Source organism: Bacillus sp. 11B20 (assembly GCF_056098985.1).
This window is the reverse complement of record NZ_JBLZWZ010000009.1, coordinates 600,129-616,426: the sequence shown is the minus strand read 5'-3', so window position 1 is coordinate 616,426 and position 16,298 is coordinate 600,129. Positions and strand designations below refer to the sequence as shown.

The following is a 16,298-nucleotide window of genomic DNA, read 5'->3' as shown; positions in this document are numbered from 1 at the left end:
CTTAACATATTATTTAAAGAAGGGAGTTGCCGTACTAAATGTCTCAGTTACCAGTAGTTTTAGGAGCAGGTCTAAACACCGGAGATATCATATTCCAGTTGATCGCTATGCTCATCCTGCTTGCACTTTTAAAGAAATTTGCGCTTAAGCCTTTATTAGGGATTATGAAACAGCGTGAAGATTATATAGGAAATGAAATTTCAAGTGCTGAAGAAAAGCACGTTCAAGCTGAAAAGCTTCTTGAAGAACAACGTGTCTTATTGAAAGAAGCACGCGAAGAATCACATACACTCATCGAAAATGCGAAAAAGATTGGTGAGAAACAAAAAGAAGACATCATTCAAGCAGCACGTCAAGAATCAGAGCGCTTGAAAGAGTCTGCTAGAACTGAAATCGTCAAAGAAAAAGAACAAGCTGTGGCTGCACTGCGCGAGCAAGTTGCATCACTTTCTGTGCTGATTGCTTCTAAAGTGATTGAAAAAGAACTTGATGAGCAAGCACAAGAGAAATTGATCCAAGAGTATCTAAAAGAGGCAGGCGAAAGCCGATGAGCGTAACTATTGTCTCTAAGCGTTACGCTTCTGCTCTTTTTGACATCGTTCTTGCTTCTTCGGCAGTAGACGAAACTGAAAAAGAGCTGAATGAGATCAAAAAAGTTCTCAAGGCTGATCAAGAACTCAATGACTTCCTTGTTCATCCAAAGATTACGGCAGACAAAAAGAAACAGTTGATTGCTGAAGCTTTCAAAGGTGTTTCTACTTATGTGTTGCACACAATGTATTTACTGATTGACCGCGGACGCACAAATATTTTCTCTGAAATGACGTCTGAGTTTGTGAAACTTGCAAACCGTACGAAACAAATAGACGATGCGATCGTGTATTCAGTGAAACCGCTCAGCGGAGCTGAAATTCAATCTTTATCTGAAGTATTTGCCAAAAAAGCCGGAGTCACATCACTGCGTGTAGAGAACGTGATTGACAAGGATCTAATAGGCGGAGTGAAAATCCGTATCGGAAACCGCATTTATGACGGCAGTGTCAGCGGAAAGCTTTCCCGCATTGAACGTCAGCTTGCAGGCGAAAATCGTTAGAAGGGGTGAAACCTTAGTGAGTATCAAAGCTGAAGAGATTAGCGCGCTGATAAAGCAGCAAATCCAAAACTATCAATCAGAAATTGAAGTAAAAGATGTCGGTACAGTCATTCAAGTAGGGGACGGTATCGCGCGTGTACATGGCCTTGACAACATTATGGCAGGAGAGCTTGTTGAGTTCTCTAACGGTGTAATGGGTATGGCTCAAAACCTTGAGGAGTCTAACGTAGGTATCGTAATATTAGGACCTTACAAAGATATCCGTGAAGGTGATGACGTAAAACGTACAGGTCGTATCATGGAGGTTCCAGTAGGAGAAGAGTTAATCGGACGTATTGTGAACCCACTTGGTCAGCCTGTTGATGGACTAGGTCCAATTTTAACAAGCAAAACACGTCCAATCGAAAGTGAAGCACCTGGTGTTATGGATCGTAAATCTGTACATGAGCCGCTTCAAACAGGAATTAAAGCAATTGATGCCTTGATTCCAATCGGCCGCGGACAGCGTGAATTGATCATTGGGGACCGTCAAACAGGTAAAACATCTGTTGCAATCGATACGATCCTGAACCAAAAAGATCAAGACATGATCTGTATCTATGTAGCGATCGGACAAAAAGAATCAACGGTTCGTGGTGTTGTTGAAACACTTCGTAAGCATGGTGCGCTTGACTACACAATCGTTGTCACAGCTTCTGCATCACAGCCAGCTCCACTTCTTTACCTTGCTCCTTATGCAGGTGTAACGATGGGTGAGGAATTCATGTATAACGGCAAGCACGTACTTGTTGTCTATGATGACCTTTCTAAACAAGCGGCAGCTTACCGTGAGCTTTCATTATTGCTTCGTCGTCCTCCAGGTCGTGAGGCATTCCCTGGTGATGTTTTCTATCTTCACTCTCGTTTATTAGAACGTGCAGCGAAGCTTAGTGACGAAAAGGGTGGCGGTTCTATCACAGCATTGCCTTTCGTAGAAACGCAAGCTGGCGATATTTCTGCATATATCCCAACAAACGTTATTTCCATCACAGATGGACAGATTTTCTTACAATCTGACCTCTTCTTCTCAGGCGTACGTCCAGCGGTAAACGCAGGATTGTCTGTATCTCGTGTAGGTGGTTCTGCACAAATCAAAGCGATGAAAAAGGTAGCAGGTACACTTCGTCTGGATCTTGCTTCTTATCGTGAGCTTGAAGCGTTCGCTCAGTTTGGATCTGATCTAGACCAAGCGACTCAAGCGAAATTAAACCGTGGTGCAAGAACTGTTGAAGTCTTAAAACAAGACTTGAACAAACCGCTTAAAGTTGAAAAACAAGTAGCGATTCTTTACGCACTAACAAGAGGATACTTAGACGATGTTGCCATTGCTGATGTTAAACGTTTTGAAGCTGAGTTATTCATGTACATTGAAGAAAACCATAAAGGCTTGTTTGACACAATCTCTCAAACAGGAAATATGCCTGCTGATGAAGAGTGGAAGACAGCAATCGAAGGCTTTAAACGTACGTTTGCACCAAGCAACTAATTAGTAATCTTTCCGAGAGAAAAAGATTCTCTTTTTCTCTCTTTTCACGTAAATGAACACGGATTCCTGAAAAAAGGTGGTGAAATCTTTGGCCTCATTACGCGATATAAAGTCAAGGATCACGTCAACGAAAAAATCGAGTCAGATCACAAAAGCGATGCAAATGGTATCAGCTGCGAAACTGAATCGTGCTGAAAACAATGCGAAGTCTTTTGTTCCTTACATGGAGAAAATCCAGGAAGTGGTTGCTGCAATCGCAACTGGAACAAGTGCTAAGCACCCAATGCTTCTTTCAAGACCTGTCAAGAAAACAGGGTATCTCGTCATTACATCTGATCGAGGGCTTGCAGGACCTTTTAACAGCTCGATTTTGCGTGCCGCTTACCAAACCATTCAATCTCGTCATCAATCCGCTGATGAATATGCGGTGATTGTCATTGGTAAAATCGGACGCGACTTCTTCAAAAAGCGTGGTATTCCAGTTATTTCTGAAGTAACAGGGCTTGGAGACGAAGTAGCGTTTGCTGATATTAAAGAATTAGCAAGCAGCACAGTTCAAATGTTCTCTGATGAAGCGTTTGACGAACTTTACATGTTCTACAACCACTTTGTCAGTGCGATTTCACAAGAAGTAACAGAGAAGAAATTATTGCCGCTAACGGACCTTTCGGCCGCAGCGACACCAAATAAACGTTCCGCATCTTATGAGTTTGAGCCTTCTGAAGAAGAAATTCTTGAAGTTCTCCTTCCTCAATATGCAGAGAGTTTGATTTTCGGTGCGCTTCTTGACAGCAAAGCAAGTGAACATGCTGCAAGAATGACAGCAATGAAGAGTGCAACAGACAACGCAAAAGAATTGATCGACAGCCTGACACTCTCTTACAACCGTGCTCGTCAAGCAGCGATTACACAAGAGATTACAGAAATTGTCGGCGGAGCAGCTGCCTTAGAATAGAAATAATTGTCAGGAGGGAATGCAATGAAAACAGGACGCATCAGTCAGATCATGGGACCAGTCGTAGACGTTCGTTTTGAAGACGGTCACTTGCCTGAGATTTATAATGCGATCAAAGTTTCGCATAAAGCGGAAAGCGAAAGTGAAGTTGATATCGACTTAACTTTAGAAGTAGCACTACATTTAGGTGATGATACAGTGAGAACCATCGCGATGGCATCAACAGACGGTGTGAAGCGCGGTATGGAAGCTGTAGACCTTGGAAAACCAATTTCAGTACCAGTTGGTAACGTAACACTTGGACGTGTATTCAACGTACTGGGAGATAACATTGACTTAGATGAGCCACTTGGTGTGGAAGCTCAAAGAGATCCAATCCACAGACAAGCGCCTTCTTTTGATCAACTTTCTACAGAAGTTGAAATTCTTGAAACAGGTATCAAAGTTGTTGACCTGCTTGCTCCTTACATCAAAGGTGGAAAGATCGGTCTATTCGGTGGAGCCGGTGTAGGTAAAACCGTTCTGATTCAAGAATTGATCAACAACATCGCACAAGAACACGGCGGTATTTCTGTATTCGCTGGTGTTGGAGAGCGTACACGTGAAGGAAACGACCTTTACTACGAAATGAAAGATTCTGGCGTTATCGAAAAAACAGCCATGGTCTTCGGCCAAATGAACGAGCCGCCGGGTGCACGTATGCGCGTTGCCCTAACTGGTTTGACAATGGCAGAGCATTTCCGTGATGAACAAGGTCAAGACGTATTGTTCTTCATCGATAACATCTATCGTTTTACACAAGCAGGTTCTGAAGTTTCAGCCCTTCTTGGACGTATGCCTTCAGCGGTAGGTTATCAGCCGACACTTGCAACAGAAATGGGTCAGCTGCAAGAGCGTATCACGTCTACAAACGTAGGATCTGTTACATCGATTCAAGCGATCTATGTACCTGCGGATGACTATACGGATCCAGCTCCAGCAACTACGTTCGCTCACCTTGATGCAACGACAAACCTTGAGCGTAAGCTGACTGAAATGGGTATTTACCCAGCGGTTGATCCTCTTGCTTCAACATCTCGTGCACTTGCACCTGAGATCGTTGGCGAAGAGCATTATGCGATTGCGCGTGAAGTACAGCAAACATTGCAGCGTTATAAAGAGCTGCAAGATATTATTGCCATTTTAGGTATGGATGAACTATCTGAGGACGATAAGCTTGTGGTACACAGAGCGCGTCGTGTTCAATTCTTCCTATCTCAAAACTTCCACGTAGCGGAGCAGTTCACTGGCCAAAAGGGTTCTTATGTGCCATTGAAAGAAACTGTAAAAGGCTTCAAGGAAATCTTATCTGGTAAATACGATCACCTTCCAGAAGATGCATTCCGCTTAGTTGGACGCATTGAAGAAGTGGTTGAAAAAGCCAAAGAGATGGGTGTAGAGGCCTAATCTGGTCCTTAGGAGGGTAAAAGCATGAAGACCGTTCAAGTCAATATCGTTACTCCCGACGGCCCAGTGTATCAAGCGGATGTGGAAATGGTCAGTGTAAGAGCAGAAAGCGGTGAGCTTGGTATTTTAGCTGGCCACGTTCCAATGGTTGCTCCGCTAAAAATCGGTGCAGTTCGCTTAAAACATAGTGGATCAACTGAATTGGTTGCAGTAAGTGGCGGATTTGTTGAAGTCCGCCCTGAACAAGTAACGATTCTTGCTCAGGCCGCTGAAACATCAGACAAAGTTGATGTTGATCGCGCTAAATCAGCGAAACAGCGTGCTGAAGAGCATTTGAACCACCCGAATGAAAGTGATGTACGCCGGGCGGAACTCGCATTAAAACGGGCGTTAAACCGTTTAAATGTAGCAGGGAAATAAAACAGAAAATCCTTCTTATCACTGTGATAAGAAGGATTTTTTTTAGGATGACATGAGAGATTGATACAACGACACATAAGGATGAGATGCTTGCTTTTCTAAATATAACTGCTCGCAAAATTGCGTACTGCAATGCCATGTTTTATTGTTTCTGCGTAAGCCAAGCGTATATTGGTGCGAAGAGTCCATATAAGGCCGCACTACCCAGTCAGCATCTGAATGATGACGGATGACAACCTCTCCTAAATACACACTCATCATCGCTTCTAATGCATCTATTGGCATTTTCCACTCAGCGAACAGCTGCTTGGTCAATGCATCAAAGTATAGTGATTCTAACTGATACAGGCTTTCCTCAGAGTAATCCAAAGAAATGTTATGAAAATGACACAATTGTGCTAATTCTTCTAGCTGTGTCTGTCTATAATCAAAGTAGAAAGCAATGGCCTCCCATTCATGATCAAATGAGGGAACCAAATCTCCGTACAAATCAACAAAGTCAGGAAAAGAATCTTTCAATGTGTTCAGCTCCTTCCACACGCAGTATATCATCTCCTTGGGATCAGGATAAGAGGGGATTCACACTAAATGTAGCTCTTTTTTCCAAATGATTCATCTTTCCGATTTTCGAGGATATAATGAAAGGGAGTTTTCCTTTACAGAAATAAATAAAAGGAGGATTCAATTGTATGGAAGACGTAGGACAACAAGCAATCGTGGGCATTGTGATTCACCTATTTTTTATCGCGGTTACATGGTGGGCACTGCTTGCTGTAAATATTGATCCACTCATTAAAAAAGGGAAAATCGTTCAAGCAAGGCTGCTAATGATGCTCATTACCATTGCCATCGCATCTGCGGTCAGTAATTTCTTCCTTGATTACTTAAATTTCTCCAGACAAATTCCTTATATGTTCTAACATAAAAGGTTTGGTCACGGCCTTCTGCGGGAACGTAAAAAGAAGGGTCAAAAGGCGCGCCTTTTGTTGACTTTTCCACGTATGCATTGACCTCCTTGCGGCAACACTTGTAGCAAGGGGGAATGACAGGTGAAAAAGTATTTGAAAGGTTGGCCATTATTTGCGTTTATTCTTTTTTTTGTTCTGATGATTCAAGGTGTTCGTGCGGAAGAATCTTCTCCGCTCGCTCAAATAGCAGAAGGTTTGAAAAACCAGCAAATCGAAGTCGATGGATGGACCCTTCATGCCAAAACAAATGTAGATATTTCATCCGAACAATTTTCAAAAAAAGTGAAACGTTTGAAAGACGAACTACGACAGTATGAGTGGACCGAAAAAAAAGAACAACATGTCACCAAAGTCACAGGAATTTACAAAGATGAAAAAAATGATACAGAATCGAAAATTTTACTCGTGAAGACCGACACAAAATCAAATCAAAAGTCGTATTTATTATATGAGCAAAAAGGTGCTCGCCCACTGAATACCTGGGAGCATACATATGATCAGTTCGTACGTCATGCAAAAAGCATATTACAAGAGAAAATTGTAATTTTTACTTGTCTCGATGGTCATGTAAATGGTATGATGGATGTTGTTTTGCAAAAAAAAGCTGAAACGTTAGCAAATGAATTTCAAGCAAAACCAGTTGAGTATCTCGTTGAGTCTAATTTTGTGTCGCTTTCCGCTTACACAGAGAAGTGGGAACAGTTCATTATGACTTCAAATGATAAAATGAATGTTCAAATTGCCATCAGAAGTTCGGAAATGAACGAAAATCATACGATTACGGTTGGCACACCAATCGTAACGACTGAATATTAATATAGAGAATTTGGGACGCGGAGGGGAAGACCTTGGAAAAAATCATCGTCCGCGGCGGTCAAAAGTTAAACGGCACAGTTAAAGTAGAAGGCGCAAAAAATGCCGTTTTACCAGTTATCGCTGCATCTTTGTTAGCAAGTACAGAAAAAAGCGTAATTTGTGATGTACCTACGCTCTCCGATGTATATACAATCAATGAAGTGTTACGTCATTTAGGAGCAGAAGTACATTTTGAAAATAACGAAGTATCAGTTGATGCATCTCATGCACTAGAAACTGAGGCTCCGTTTGAGTATGTCCGTAAAATGCGAGCATCCGTGCTTGTCATGGGACCACTTTTAGCAAGAACAGGTCATGCAAGAGTTGCATTACCTGGAGGCTGTGCAATTGGTTCAAGACCAATTGATCAGCATTTAAAAGGCTTTGAAGCAATGGGAGCTAAAATTCAAGTAGGTAATGGTTTCATCGAGGCTGAAGTAAAAGGCCGTTTAAAAGGTGCAAAAATCTATTTGGATTTCCCAAGTGTAGGGGCAACTGAAAACATCATCATGGCAGCAGCATTAGCGGAAGGAACAACAATTTTAGAAAACGTAGCAAAAGAACCTGAAATTGTTGATTTAGCAAACTACATCAATGCCATGGGCGGTAAGGTTCGCGGTGCTGGTACTGGTACAATCAAAATCGAAGGTGTGGAAACACTTCACGGTGCAAAACACAACATCATCCCTGACAGAATTGAAGCAGGTACTTTCATGGTGGCAGCAGCCATTACAGAAGGAAATGTTCTTGTAAAAGGCGCAGTGCCAGAGCACATGACATCACTTGTTGCCAAAATGGAAGAAATGGGTATTCAGATCATTGAAGAAGAAGAAGGTTTAAGAGTCATTGGACCATCTGAGCTCAAGCCAATCGATCTAAAAACAATGCCGCATCCTGGGTTCCCAACGGATATGCAATCTCAGATGATGGCGCTATTGCTTCGTGCGAACGGAACAAGCATGATCACAGAAACGGTGTTTGAAAACCGCTTTATGCATGCTGAAGAATTCCGCCGCATGAATGGCGATATTAAAATTGAGGGTCGCTCTGTCATTATCAATGGGCCGGTTCAACTTCAAGGTGCTGAAGTGGCAGCGACTGATTTAAGAGCAGGAGCAGCACTTGTACTTGCTGGATTAGTGGCAGAAGGTCATACACGTGTCACAGAGTTGAAGCATATTGACCGTGGTTATGTGAACTTCCACCAAAAGCTTGCAGCAATCGGTGCAGATATTGAAAGAGTAAACGATGAATCAGCAGATGTGACACAAGAACAAGTTGTATCAGATCTGAACGCGTAATCATAAAGAAATCAGTGTGTCCATTGGGCATGCTGATTTTTTTTTAGATTCATAGAATGCCTCATTTCACGAAGCTTATCATTAGTGTATCCAACCATCTTAAATTTTATTCATACAGACGAACAGTAAAATCCAATTGAAGAACAGCCTCATACCTTCATAAAAGACTTGTCCACTAAAAGAAAGAAGCTGTCATATTAGCTTGTCCCTGCCCATAGGATAAAAGAGATTCAATGACAAATGGGGGCAGCCAAATATGAAACCAATGATATGGACAATCGCAGGAATATGCATCATCATTTTAATGATTCCAACATTACTTGTGTTGCCGACATTCCAAGGGAAGCCGGCGGCCAGCCAGCACGTAGCAGCGGAACCATCAGTTAAAAAAGAAGTGAAGGGTTCAGTCAAATTGAAGCAATCACCCGTCGCTATCCCCGTCTATCGCTCTGCTCATCAGCAGGTAGAAAACATCCCCTTAGAAGAGTATGTGATCGGTGTCGTAGCATCTGAAATGCCAGCTGATTTTGAAATGGAAGCACTCAAGGCACAGGCGCTCGCAGCAAGAACGTATATCGTCAGACAAATGATCAGTGATAAGACCGTCAAATCACCTAAGGGCTCTCTTGTAGATGATACCCAAATGTTCCAGGTGTACAAAAACAAACAGGAACTCAAGAAAATTTGGGGGAAAGCGTACAATTGGAAATTAAAAAAGGTCACGGAAGCTGTTGCCAGCACACAAGGAAAAGTGCTGACTTATGACGAGAAACCAATTGATGCTTCATTCTTTTCAACAAGTAACGGAAAAACGGAAAATGCCGAAGCCTATTGGAAAAACGAAATCCCTTATTTGAAAAGTGTCTCAAGTAAATGGGACGAAAAATCGCCAAAATTTCAAAACAAGAAAACCATCTCGGTAAGTGAATTTCAGCAAAAATTAGGTGTGACGCTCACTCAGCAGGCTCAGGTCGGACAGATAGTAGAACGGACACCAGGAAACCAAGTAGCGAAAGCCGTGATCAACGGTAAAACACTGTCAGGACGAGACATTCGAGAATCACTAGGCCTTCATTCAGCGGACTTCACATGGGAACGCCAGGGCCAGCAGATTGTCATTACAACAAAAGGATATGGTCATGGTGTAGGCATGAGTCAATATGGTGCGCATTATATGGCGCAGGCTGGAAAAAAAGTAGATGCCATCGTGAAACATTATTATAAAGGAATTCAAATCGAATCAGCCGATCGTTTTCTCAACACGTATATGGCTAAAAAATAAAGCAAAGGTGCCTCAGAAATGGGGCATTTTTTTGTGTGGTCAAAGAGGTTTGAACAGAATGTGACAAATTGCGACTTAAGGCGCACCGAAGGAAAACTTAAACATTTATGTCCCGATAAGAACTGATGGCCGATACAAAGCCCCTCAAAAGGAGGAGAAATCGAGAGGATAAAGGGTCTGTTAGGTGAAAATATCTAGACATCTGACAGAATTTTAGTGATTTTGATGAAAGAGAAAAAGGGACCGAGTCCTATACCATTCCAAGACAGAATATTTTACGATTAAGATGTTTCAATTAAATACATAAGGAGGAAGGAAAATTATGTTGAAAAAAGTATTCTCACTCGTAACCTTAGCTGTATTGACATTATCTATGTCAATCTCTTCACCAGTATTTGCAGAAGCATCTACAGTCAAAAAACATAATAAAGATGTAAGAGTCACAATCTTGCTTGATGCAAGTGGAAGCATGGCAAGAAAAGTTGAGGGAGAGCGCAAATTTGATCTCGCCAAACAAGAGGTATTTAAATTTGCCCAGTCACTTCCAAAAGACGCTAAAATTCGTATGAGCTTGTTTGGTTCTGAAGGAAACAACAAAAATTCAGGTAAAGCTCAATCATGTGAAGTCATTAGAGGCGTTTACGGCGTACAGCCTTATGAAAAAGACAGCTTTGAAAACTCTTTAAACGGACTTGGACCAAATGGCTGGACACCAATTGCACGTGCACTTGAAAATGCAAAGCAAGCGGATGAGCAGCTTACTGAAGGAACAAAGCATATTGTGTACTTAATCACTGATGGTGAAGAAACTTGTGGCGGAGATCCAGTAAAAGTAGCAAAAGAATTGCATAACTCAAAAGGATCAACTGTTGTAAATGTGATCGGGTTAGACTTTAACGATGGCTATGAAGGTCAATTGAAGCAAGTAGCCAAAGCTGGTAAAGGCCATTACTACCAAGCAAGCACTGGTAAAGAAATGGGTTCTATCTTATCAGCAGAATCATTAAAACTACACGAATAACTTGCTGAACAAAAGGGAAACGATTGATTCATGCTTTCGTTTCTCTTTTTCTGTACAAAAGTAAAAAATGGAGGTTTTTATTGATGAAAAGAAATATCATATTAACCATTTTGGCTAGTCTTGTCCTGCTTCTTTCTTCACCAGCTCATGCTGTAACAAAACAAGAGCCGCCTGCTCATGTGGTGATATTACTCGATTTAAGCGGTAGCATGGCACAATCAGTTGAAGGTGAAAAGAAAATCGATATCGCCAAACGGTCTATTCAAAGCTTTGCGGGCATTTTATCAGAAGATACACAAGTTCTGCTTCGTGTGTTTGGTCATGAAGGAACCAATAAAAATGCAGGGAAAGCCGTTTCTTGTTCAAGTTCTGAAGCTGTTTACGGATTTGGATCATATGAGCCATCAACATTTAAGCAAGCACTAAATGTGTATAAGCCAACCGGCTGGACACCACTTGCAAAAGCATTAACTGATACGAAACAAGATTTTGAAGATCACCAGGCTGAAGGGAAAAATATTGTTTATGTTGTCAGTGATGGTGAAGAAACTTGTGGTGGAAGCCCTTCACAAGCAGCAAAGGAATTACATGAAGAAGGAATAGATACAATCGTCAATATCATTGGCTTCGACGTAAATGAAAAAGAAGCAAAAAGTTTAAAATCTGTTGCAAAAGCGGGTGGAGGACATTATCAACCGGCTGCAAATGCCGAAGAATTGAACCGCATTCTTCAACAAGAAGCGAGCGCTTTTGGTCAGTAGAGAGTGAATGGCAGCTGGGGAAACAACCCCAGCTGTTTTTAAGTTGACGATTAATTCAAAGTCGTTTCTAATTCATCAATTCGTTTCTCCACGTAATGCTGATCCTTTCTTGCATGGAAGGTTTCGGCTTTTTCTAATATGGCAGCCGTATTATACTCGGGAATCTGAGAGTAACTCTCATACACACCTTTAGGAATTAAAACGTTCCCTTCTGGCCAATAGACTGCGATATTGCCACGTCTCAACTCTCCGAATTGAGCCACTCCTTGATAGGATCCATATTGATTAAAGAGAACAACTGGATCACCTTCTTGAACATAAAGCTCCTTTGCATCTTCTTCATTCATTAGGATAGAATGACGTTTTCCACCATTAAAGGCATCCTTTTCACTGTAGATCATGGAGTTGAATTGCTTTCCTCTTCTTGTTGTGATATTGAAATGTCCTTCGGTTTTTCGATATTGAGGGAGCTGAGCAGGAAGCAGATGTCCCTTTCCGTCTGGCGTTGGACATACGCCATCTTCACAAAGCCATGCGCCTCCCCATTGAAAAACGTCTCCCTTATGACGTAAATGCTGGATGCCATCATAGTTTCGATTGGCGATCGCTATCTCACGACGAATGTCTTCAGCTGTTTCAAAATGAATCAGCTCGGCATCTTCTGGCCGAACCCTTTTCGCAAGATCAACATAAATGTCCCATTCAGCTCTGGCTTCCTCAATACGAGGTCCTTCAATTTCTGGACTGAAATATACCATGCGTTCTGTACTGGTTGATGTGCCGCCGCCTGGTTGTTCATATCTTGTCATAGCAGGCAGCACAATTACCGCCTCTTCAGCGTCTACCAGCGTAGAGGTATTCAGAATAATATCTTGGTGGACACGGAGTTCTAGTTCAGATAATGCTTTTTCAATCGCTTCTGGATTTGGCATCGTTTCTAAAAAGTTTCCACCACTCGTAAACAGCATTTTGAGTTTTTGTGGATGATCTTTTGGGAGAGCCATCTTTTCAAAGGATTGCCCAATGGTGTCACCATGCCATTTAGGAATGTCAAATCCCCATATTTGTTCGATTCTTTCAATATTCTCTTCATCAAAATCACTACCCGGCAAAACGAATGGATCAGCGCCCATTTCACCGGAACCTTGGACACCGCTATGCCCCCGAATTGGCATGACACCACAATGTTTTCTGCCAATGAATCCTCGCAGCATGGCAAGGTTGGCAACCTGTGATATATTATCAGTTGCAAAGCGATGCTGAGTAAGGCCCATACTCCAAATAAAAACACCTGAATTAGCATTGGCAAGCAGTGTTGCAAAATCCTTCATTCTTTCTTTTGATAAACCTGATGATGCTTCTAGGTCCTCCCACTTCAACTGTGCGACATGCTGTTTTAAATCCTGTATGCCTGTTGTATGGTTTTGAATAAATTCGTGATCAAGAGCTGAATGGGGAGCATGCTGCTCCATGTCAAACCAATGCTTGATGACGCCGTTCATAAACGCAATATCTCCGCCTATATTGACTTGGTAAAAATCATCCGCAATTTTTGTCCCGAATAAAGCACTCTCTGGAATAGAAGGAACCCAGTACTTTTCCATGGCAGGCTCTTTATATGGATTGATGACGATAATTTTTGTCCCTTTCTTTTTAGCAGCGTACATATATTTAGTGGAAACAGGCTGATTGTTTGCTGCGACAGATCCCCAAAAAATTAATACATCCGTTCCAATCCAATCACTGTAATTACAGCTGGAAGCGCCGATGCCAAGGGACCGTTTAAGAGCGGTTTTACTTGGTGAATGGCAAATGCGAGAAGCATTATCAATATGATTCGTCCCTATAAATCGAGCTGCCTTTGCAGCGGTATAATAAACTTCATTTGTAATTCCTCTGGCGGTTAAATAGAAAGCAAGCTGCCGTTTATCAATTGATTGAATTTTAGCTGCGATTTGATCAAGTGCATTATCCCAAGAAATACGTGTAAAGGCATTGTCACCTTTTTTTCGGAGCAATGGATAAGGAATTCGCCCAAGCTTGCGAAGAGAGGTGCTGTCCATTTGCTTTAGCTGATGAATATCTTCAAACCATTTTGGATCAATAGCTGGCATTGTGTTAAGACGAAGTACATTTAGTCTTGTAGTGCATATATGGGGTCCTGCGAGCGTTTGATCATACAGTCCTGAGACGCCAAGGGCACAGCCGTCACAAACGCCCTGCGTTAAAATACGGTACGCGTAGGGAAGGTTATCTTTGTTTTCCCATGCCACTTTCATCGTATCTCGAATGTGTTTCGGTTTCACTTTGCCAAGCCCCATTGGTGCAAAAGAGGCCCATAGCTTTGGTGAGGGTTTTTTATTGAGTTTAACAGGCCCCTTATGTTTAGATTTCCCCATGAGTTCATCACCCTCCTAATACTTTGTAAAGCGTTTTCATATCTAAAAATTACCTTTAGATTGTGATTCTGTCAAATTCAAATTAAGGTCGGGCTGAGACAGACGAAGCAGCAGGTGGGCTTGTTTCTCTCAGCTGCTGAATATCCTTCCGAATAAGAAGTGATATGATAAAAGCGATGAAAAATAAGCCAGAGAACACCATAAGACTCTGTGTGTAATTACCTGTTATATCTCGGATGAAGGATGAAAATAGGGGTCCTGCTAAACCCGCAGCGGCCCAAGCCGTCAGAATATAACCGTGTATGGCACCAAGCTGCTTTGTACCAAACAAATCCCCAATATAGGCTGGAATTGAAGCAAATCCTCCTCCATAGCATGTATAAATGATCGCCATGACGATTGAAAAGATGAGCGGTTCTTTTAAATAGGGGAGTAAAGGAAAAGCAATGAGCTGGATACTGAAAAAAATCGTGTACGTATTCGGTCTTCCTATATAATCTGAGAACGATGCCCAGCCAATTCGTCCTAACCCATTAAAGGCACCTAAAATGCCCACAAGAGTAGCGGCAGCACCTGCAGTGAACCCAACACTTTCTTGAGCAAGAGGTGACGCTACTGAAATAATAGCAATTCCGCAAGTGATATTAATAAAAAGCATAAGCCACAAATAATAAAAACGTCTTGTCTTGATCGCTTCATTTGCTGTAAGCTGTGATAAATCTTGAGGAATTTTTCTTTGCCTTGTTTTGAATGCGTCAAATTGCTTGACGTCATCAGGTGTTGGTGGTGATAAATAAAGAGATGAGATCACCATGATGATAAAATAGGAGATTCCAAGAATATAAAAAGTATTTGCGATATTCACTTTTTCAATGAGAAATTGAATAATTGGGCTACAAATAAGAGAAGCAAATCCAAACCCCATAATGGCTAATCCGGTTGCAAGCCCTCTTCGATCCGGAAACCATTTGACTAGAGTTGATACAGGTGCAATATAGCCTACACCTAAACCTATTCCAGCGAGTACACCATAAAATAAATAGAGGAGAGGCAGTGAGGACATGTGGACAGCGAATCCTGATCCAGTCATTCCGATGCCGAAGAAAATAGCTGAGAAGAGCCCCGATGCCTTTGGACCGTACCTTTCAACGAAATGTCCCATGAAAGCAGCAGATAAACCTAAAAACAAAATAGCAATACTGAAGGTGAGACTGATTTCTGTTAATGACCACTGAAAGGCTTCATGTAAAGGATTCGTAAAAACACTCCAAGCATAAACGGACCCAATAGATAAATGAATTCCTACAGCACTTGTTGCAATGAGCCAGCGATTTTTCGATTTGTTCATTTTGTTCCCCCCATATAAAGCAATCAAGAAGTTTGATAAGATAGAAATATGTTACATTTTCATGACTTTTTAAAATAATATCACAATTTGATTGGATCATATAACTAAATTTGCATTGAAAGGAAGATCATACAATGAATCCTTCTGTTAAAAAGAAACGAGTCATACACCAATACCGTGAAGGCCAGTTTACATGCAAATCTGATGAAATTGTAGAAGAATTTCCTTTAACTGTGATGGTGAATGGAGAAGAATTTGTGACACTTGTTTGTTCACCAGAGCACCTGAAAGAATTGGTTATCGGCTTTTTGGCTTCAGAAGGGGTCATTCGATTTGAAAATGAGATTAAAAGGTTTACAATAGATGAAAGTATGGGTTTTGCCTATGTTGATTTAGTTCACTCAAGTGGATTTGATTCATCAGATTTTACAAAACGAGTGATTGGTTCATGCTGCGGGAAAGGAAGACACTTTTATTTTCTTCAAGATGTGAAGACGGCAAAAACAGCCATTGATCGAATTAGTATTTCTGCTGAAACCTGTATGCATCTCATGAAATGTTTGCAAGAAGAAAGTCAATTATTTCAACATACTGGCGGAGTGCATAATGCTGGACTGTGTGACACAGAGAAGCTATTCATCACTAGAACTGATATAGGAAGACATAATGCTTTAGATAAAATTTATGGATATTGTTTACTTCAGCGAATCCCACTTAGAGATAAAATTCTTGTGTTTAGCGGCCGGATATCGTCAGAAGTTCTATTGAAGGCAGCAAAACTAGGAGTCTCTATCGTCATTTCAAAATCAGCACCTACTGAGCTAGCGCTTCAAATGGCAGAAGAATTAAATATTACGACAGTTGGATTCGTCAGAGGAAAATCCTTTAATATTTACACTCATCCTCAGCGTATTACAGAATAGG

General features: G+C 41.5%; 16 protein-coding genes. 13 read left to right on the top strand and 3 right to left on the bottom strand.

The window, feature by feature from the left end; genetic code table 11:
- The first annotated feature begins 38 nt into the window (after nucleotides 1-38).
- The 6 genes from atpF (at nucleotide 39) to ACN6NB_RS17370 (ending at nucleotide 5,439) form a co-directional block, all read left to right on the top strand.
- Nucleotides 39-551, top strand: coding sequence for a F0F1 ATP synthase subunit B (gene atpF / locus ACN6NB_RS17395; RefSeq protein WP_007497634.1), 513 nt, complete (start codon nucleotides 39-41; stop codon nucleotides 549-551).
- Nucleotides 548-1,093, top strand: coding sequence for a F0F1 ATP synthase subunit delta (locus ACN6NB_RS17390; RefSeq protein WP_047202549.1), 546 nt, complete (start codon nucleotides 548-550; stop codon nucleotides 1,091-1,093). The genes atpF and ACN6NB_RS17390 overlap by 4 nt, the downstream gene beginning before the upstream one ends.
- 16 nt (nucleotides 1,094-1,109) lie before the next feature.
- A complete protein-coding gene (gene atpA / locus ACN6NB_RS17385; protein ID WP_039182105.1) occupies nucleotides 1,110-2,618 on the top strand; it encodes a F0F1 ATP synthase subunit alpha in 1,509 nt (502 codons plus the stop codon).
- Between the two features lie 88 nt (nucleotides 2,619-2,706).
- Nucleotides 2,707-3,573, top strand: coding sequence for a F0F1 ATP synthase subunit gamma (locus ACN6NB_RS17380; protein ID WP_024423727.1), 867 nt, complete (start codon nucleotides 2,707-2,709; stop codon nucleotides 3,571-3,573).
- Nucleotides 3,574-3,597: 24 nt separating this feature from the next.
- Nucleotides 3,598-5,019 (top strand): F0F1 ATP synthase subunit beta, encoded by a 1,422-nt coding sequence (gene atpD, locus ACN6NB_RS17375; protein WP_008354929.1) that lies wholly within the window; start codon nucleotides 3,598-3,600, stop codon nucleotides 5,017-5,019.
- Between the two features lie 24 nt (nucleotides 5,020-5,043).
- Nucleotides 5,044-5,439, top strand: a complete 396-nt coding sequence (locus tag ACN6NB_RS17370; protein ID WP_003214592.1) for a F0F1 ATP synthase subunit epsilon — start codon at nucleotides 5,044-5,046, stop codon at nucleotides 5,437-5,439.
- A 42-nt stretch (nucleotides 5,440-5,481) separates the two neighbouring features.
- Here the strand turns inward: ACN6NB_RS17370 and ACN6NB_RS17365 are convergent, their stop codons facing one another.
- A complete protein-coding gene (locus ACN6NB_RS17365; RefSeq protein WP_144491578.1) occupies nucleotides 5,482-5,958 on the bottom strand; it encodes a hypothetical protein in 477 nt (158 codons plus the stop codon).
- A gap of 170 nt (nucleotides 5,959-6,128) precedes the next feature.
- Here ACN6NB_RS17365 and ACN6NB_RS17360 point away from each other — a divergent pair, with 170 nt between their 5' ends.
- The 6 genes from ACN6NB_RS17360 to ACN6NB_RS17335 all read left to right on the top strand — a co-directional run bounded on the left by ACN6NB_RS17360 (nucleotide 6,129) and on the right by ACN6NB_RS17335 (nucleotide 11,627).
- Nucleotides 6,129-6,359, top strand: a complete 231-nt coding sequence (locus ACN6NB_RS17360) for a DUF1146 family protein (protein WP_024423724.1) — start codon at nucleotides 6,129-6,131, stop codon at nucleotides 6,357-6,359.
- Between the two features lie 129 nt (nucleotides 6,360-6,488).
- Nucleotides 6,489-7,223: a YwmB family TATA-box binding protein gene (locus tag ACN6NB_RS17355; RefSeq protein WP_126682413.1), complete on the top strand. Its 735-nt coding sequence runs from the start codon at nucleotides 6,489-6,491 to the stop codon at nucleotides 7,221-7,223.
- Between the two features lie 32 nt (nucleotides 7,224-7,255).
- Entirely contained in the window at nucleotides 7,256-8,563 is a 1,308-nt protein-coding gene (gene murA, locus ACN6NB_RS17350; RefSeq protein WP_024423722.1) for a UDP-N-acetylglucosamine 1-carboxyvinyltransferase, read from the top strand.
- A 256-nt stretch (nucleotides 8,564-8,819) separates the two neighbouring features.
- The gene (gene spoIID / locus ACN6NB_RS17345) at nucleotides 8,820-9,845 is read left to right on the top strand and encodes a stage II sporulation protein D (protein ID WP_041087858.1); all 1,026 of its coding nucleotides are present in this window, start codon (nucleotides 8,820-8,822) and stop codon (nucleotides 9,843-9,845) included.
- 322 nt (nucleotides 9,846-10,167) lie between these two features.
- Nucleotides 10,168-10,866 carry a VWA domain-containing protein gene (locus ACN6NB_RS17340; protein ID WP_039182096.1) on the top strand — a complete coding sequence of 233 codons (699 nt, stop codon included), beginning with the start codon at nucleotides 10,168-10,170 and terminating at the stop codon, nucleotides 10,864-10,866.
- A gap of 83 nt (nucleotides 10,867-10,949) precedes the next feature.
- On the top strand, nucleotides 10,950-11,627 hold the full coding sequence (locus ACN6NB_RS17335; RefSeq protein WP_144491577.1) for a VWA domain-containing protein: 678 nt from the start codon (nucleotides 10,950-10,952) through the stop codon (nucleotides 11,625-11,627).
- A 50-nt stretch (nucleotides 11,628-11,677) separates the two neighbouring features.
- Here the strand turns inward: ACN6NB_RS17335 and ACN6NB_RS17330 are convergent, their stop codons facing one another.
- Together ACN6NB_RS17330 and ACN6NB_RS17325 are read right to left on the bottom strand one after the other, a co-directional pair.
- The gene (locus ACN6NB_RS17330) at nucleotides 11,678-14,026 is read right to left on the bottom strand and encodes an FdhF/YdeP family oxidoreductase (RefSeq protein ID WP_144491576.1); all 2,349 of its coding nucleotides are present in this window, start codon (nucleotides 14,024-14,026) and stop codon (nucleotides 11,678-11,680) included.
- A gap of 82 nt (nucleotides 14,027-14,108) precedes the next feature.
- The gene (locus ACN6NB_RS17325; RefSeq protein WP_144491575.1) at nucleotides 14,109-15,374 is read right to left on the bottom strand and encodes an L-lactate MFS transporter; all 1,266 of its coding nucleotides are present in this window, start codon (nucleotides 15,372-15,374) and stop codon (nucleotides 14,109-14,111) included.
- 134 nt (nucleotides 15,375-15,508) lie between these two features.
- Here ACN6NB_RS17325 and fdhD point away from each other — a divergent pair, with 134 nt between their 5' ends.
- The gene (gene fdhD, locus ACN6NB_RS17320; protein ID WP_047202543.1) at nucleotides 15,509-16,297 is read left to right on the top strand and encodes a formate dehydrogenase accessory sulfurtransferase FdhD; all 789 of its coding nucleotides are present in this window, start codon (nucleotides 15,509-15,511) and stop codon (nucleotides 16,295-16,297) included.
- The last annotated feature ends 1 nt before the right edge of the window (nucleotide 16,298 follow it).

What these genes read in the sequence shown, in the direction of transcription:
- spoIID (WP_041087858.1), top strand. Translation starts at nt 8,820, where the DNA reads ATGAAACCAATGATATGGACAATCGCAGGAATATGCATCATCATTTTA.
- ACN6NB_RS17360 (WP_024423724.1), top strand. Translation starts at nt 6,129, where the DNA reads ATGGAAGACGTAGGACAACAAGCAATCGTGGGCATTGTGATTCACCTA.
- atpD (WP_008354929.1), top strand. Translation starts at nt 3,598, where the DNA reads ATGAAAACAGGACGCATCAGTCAGATCATGGGACCAGTCGTAGACGTT.
- atpF (WP_007497634.1), top strand. Translation starts at nt 39, where the DNA reads ATGTCTCAGTTACCAGTAGTTTTAGGAGCAGGTCTAAACACCGGAGAT.
- ACN6NB_RS17370 (WP_003214592.1), top strand. Translation starts at nt 5,044, where the DNA reads ATGAAGACCGTTCAAGTCAATATCGTTACTCCCGACGGCCCAGTGTAT.
- ACN6NB_RS17340 (WP_039182096.1), top strand. Translation starts at nt 10,168, where the DNA reads ATGTTGAAAAAAGTATTCTCACTCGTAACCTTAGCTGTATTGACATTA.
- fdhD (WP_047202543.1), top strand. Translation starts at nt 15,509, where the DNA reads ATGAATCCTTCTGTTAAAAAGAAACGAGTCATACACCAATACCGTGAA.
- ACN6NB_RS17325 (WP_144491575.1), bottom strand. Translation starts at nt 15,374, where the DNA reads ATGAACAAATCGAAAAATCGCTGGCTCATTGCAACAAGTGCTGTAGGA.
- ACN6NB_RS17390 (WP_047202549.1), top strand. Translation starts at nt 548, where the DNA reads ATGAGCGTAACTATTGTCTCTAAGCGTTACGCTTCTGCTCTTTTTGAC.
- ACN6NB_RS17330 (WP_144491576.1), bottom strand. Translation starts at nt 14,026, where the DNA reads ATGGGGAAATCTAAACATAAGGGGCCTGTTAAACTCAATAAAAAACCC.
- ACN6NB_RS17335 (WP_144491577.1), top strand. Translation starts at nt 10,950, where the DNA reads ATGAAAAGAAATATCATATTAACCATTTTGGCTAGTCTTGTCCTGCTT.